This is a genomic window from Gilliamella intestini, from assembly GCF_900094935.1.
Lineage (GTDB): Bacteria > Pseudomonadota > Gammaproteobacteria > Enterobacterales > Orbaceae > Gilliamella > Gilliamella intestini.
In genome coordinates this window covers 1-3,092 of the sequence record NZ_FMBA01000087.1, presented here as the reverse complement: position 1 = coordinate 3,092, position 3,092 = coordinate 1, and the positions used below count along the sequence as shown (strand labels likewise).

Here is a 3,092-nt window from a genome sequence, read left to right as displayed (position 1 = left end):
GTTTTTTTAGCATAGAAGAATTCCTCTTATAATGGACTCCTCTCTATTAGATCAAAGAACTCGCCAAAAAGCGAGTTCTTTGTCATCAATCTGAGCCCCTTTCGGGGCTTTTTTTTCACACCTAAAATCCCACCACAACTTTAAAACACCTTTACTGATTAAAAAACAAGCAAACGAATAACAATCAATCACACAAAAACAACAGCTTAACAACTTAATTAAAAATAATAACAACTTTAGGTGTTGATATTAATAACAACTTATATTGTAATAATCACATCAAAACAAATCAACTTAACAAAAGAATTAAGCAATACCACGAGTTACTTAATTAGTTAAGCGAGATTCAAGTAGCTAGCTGAAGCATATGAAAGTACAGCGGTTTTGATAGCAATTACAGCAGTACGCATCGGGTGAGCGACTTAATCACTCCCAGCCTCGAAAGAGACCGACTGGCCATCAAGTTCTTTAGTAAAAAGATTGCTTAATTTTATATAGTAACCAGAGATTAGAGGCGGCTACTGGTTGCTGATTCCGCCTAGTGGGTGACTGGATGAATTGTGCAGGTAAACCACCAAGCAGGCTGAGAGGTCTGCATCTAATATTCAAACCAAATGTCTTTCAACGAGAGCCATCTAGTTTGATAATTAGCAAATAGCTTACAAATAAATTATGAAATGCGTGATAATATTCTCAAAAAGACTCTTGCAGCTGCGATTATATCTGAGCAAGTATAAATGAAAACTAACCCCATTAATAGGAAGGCTAAAAGTGCCAAAACAGAGTTTTTGTTTAGTATCATTTTCCATAGCCCTATTGAAGTCATTAACATCAATATGCACCTAGCTAAAAAAACTAAAAATATTAGCCCTGCTCCATAAACTGAGTTTTTAGATAAACAAAAAATTATAAATGTTGATAACTGCAAAACAAAAAAAACAAAAACACCAAACACCCAAAAAGTTACGGTTAGGCTAAGCTCTCCCCTAACTAACCTATTGAATATATTCATATCAGTTCCTTTTGTATAAATAAAACGCATTATACTGCCAAATATATTATTCACAAACTTATTTACGAGTGAATTTATGAATTAAAACTACCAAATTTCGAGGTGAATTATGCAATTACATAGAGCTGTAGAGAACGGTTACGAAAGAGCATATTGCAAAATGATGAGTGGCACTGAAATGCAAGACGCTAAAGAAGCAGAAATTAAAGCTCAATCAAACGAACTTTATGACAAACTCAGCGATAGTGATTATCTAGAAATTGAAGAAAAAATAATGAAAGCGTTTGGTTGGGATGATGTTGACACTGATTCAGTTCAAAAAGCATTAAAGCTCATATGTTATGAAAAAGCTGAATTTATTTTTAATGAAAAAAATAAAAAATCATTTTATTAAGCTAACTAATTTTGACAACTCGGAAAGACGAGTACATGCAAATCCGCTTGCCCCAGAAATGGGGCTTTTTTACAGAATTAGCAAATAGACAAGGGATAAAACAATGACAAGTAAAAAGATTATTGAACGATTACAACAGCTAGATTGGTATGTTGAATGTAAAACTGAGCATGAATTAGCGTTAGTGTTAAATGCTTGTTTAGATGCGGATGTTGGTTGGTCAAACAGAGTAAGCGCAATAAGTCTTAAATATAGCATTCCTGTACCGACGCTAATCGGGCGTTCATCTCGCCGTTGGAGTAACGGTTTGTGGTTTTCCAACACTTTAGCTGATGAAGATTTAAAGCACTATAGTGACATAACAGATTGGTTTTTCGAAGAATTGAGGAAATAGCATGAACACAATACCGATTGACTACGTCGGCTGTAATGTTTATCAAACAGACCGATTTAATATTAATTACAAACTAAACAAGGGCGAGCAAATATACGCCCTTTTTTGTACCTACATTTTGACGCTGGGCGGATTGTTTATGCTTATTCGCTGGATGTTAGAAGTGGCAACTAATTAAAGGAAATATAAAAATGGCAACAGAAATTATTCAAGCAAATACTGATTTTTTACCAATAAATTTAATTGACAAAGCAATTACAAAAGGCACGGACATAGCAAGCCTTGAAAAGCTGATGGACTTGCAAGAGCGTTGGGAAAAATCACAAGCGCAAAAAGCATTTAATCACGCACTAGCCCAGTTTCAGCAACAGTGTCCAACTCTCATAAAAAAGAAAGATGGACATCATTACAAATATACACCGCTTGGAGACATTATCGCTCAAATTAAAGACGTTTTATTTAATAACGGGTTGAGTATTAGATTTGAGCAAGACCATAGCAACGGAATAACTGTATCTTGCATCGTCAGCCATTTAGACGGTCATAAAGAATCCACTACAATGAACGCATCACCTGATAAAACAGGTAGTAAAAATGACGTTCAAGCTATCGGTTCAACTGTTACCTATTTGCAAAGGTACACATTAATTGGCGCTTTAGGAATCACAACAGCCGATGACGACATGGATGGAAGAATAAATGGTAACACCGTCGATCCTGAATATCTGAACCTACTTTTATCATTATGCGAACAACATGTTATTAATGGTCTTGATTTGTTCCGTAATTTTTGGAAGTCACTGACGAAAAAACAACGTGACATAATCGGGACTGATAAAATGAATGAATTTGTAAACAAGGCAAAAGAACATGGAGCAACGAATTGATGAGTGGTTTCAGGCTAGGCTTGGTAAAGTAACAGCAAGCAAAATTAGCGATGTGATGACAAAAACAAAAAACGGCTATGCAGCTAGCCGTCAAAATTACATGGCTCAGCTAATTTGCGAGCGACTAACAGAAAAACCGACCGAATCATACTCTAACGCAGCAATGCAACGAGGCACTGAATTAGAACCTGAAGCCAGACGTTGCTACGAGCTTGAAAACCTTTGCAAGGTAAGCGAGGTTGGTTTTATCCCCCACCCTACAATTGAAAACGCTGGCGCTAGTCCTGACGGCCTAGTGTAGTAGCTCAAGCTTAATCTGACAGACACATATTACTCATCAGCTTTCATTTTAACAAAATGCGTGTCCGATGAGCAAAATAAATTCTCCAATTGCTTTTCCTTAAC

At 36.1% G+C, this 3,092-nt stretch carries 5 protein-coding genes; 4 read left to right on the top strand and 1 reads right to left on the bottom strand.

The annotated features are described in order from the left end of the window. Positions 1-670: 670 nt before the first annotated feature. Complete coding sequence (locus tag GA0061080_RS12045) at positions 671-1,012, bottom strand: hypothetical protein (RefSeq protein WP_141683170.1); 342 nt, start codon at positions 1,010-1,012, stop codon at positions 671-673. Positions 1,013-1,121: 109 nt separating this feature from the next. Between GA0061080_RS12045 and GA0061080_RS12040 the strand changes: the two genes are divergently transcribed. The 4 genes from GA0061080_RS12040 (at position 1,122) to GA0061080_RS12025 (ending at position 2,988) form a co-directional block, all read left to right on the top strand. Further along, complete coding sequence (locus GA0061080_RS12040) at positions 1,122-1,406, top strand: hypothetical protein (RefSeq protein WP_091126127.1); 285 nt, start codon at positions 1,122-1,124, stop codon at positions 1,404-1,406. A 103-nt stretch (positions 1,407-1,509) separates the two neighbouring features. After that, positions 1,510-1,800, top strand: a complete 291-nt coding sequence (locus GA0061080_RS12035; protein ID WP_091126124.1) for a hypothetical protein — start codon at positions 1,510-1,512, stop codon at positions 1,798-1,800. Between the two features lie 191 nt (positions 1,801-1,991). Then, positions 1,992-2,687, top strand: a complete 696-nt coding sequence (locus GA0061080_RS12030; protein ID WP_085165777.1) for an ERF family protein — start codon at positions 1,992-1,994, stop codon at positions 2,685-2,687. Beyond that, the gene (locus GA0061080_RS12025; protein ID WP_091126120.1) at positions 2,671-2,988 is read left to right on the top strand and encodes a YqaJ viral recombinase family protein; all 318 of its coding nucleotides are present in this window, start codon (positions 2,671-2,673) and stop codon (positions 2,986-2,988) included. The genes GA0061080_RS12030 and GA0061080_RS12025 overlap by 17 nt, the downstream gene beginning before the upstream one ends. Positions 2,989-3,092: the final 104 nt, after the last annotated feature.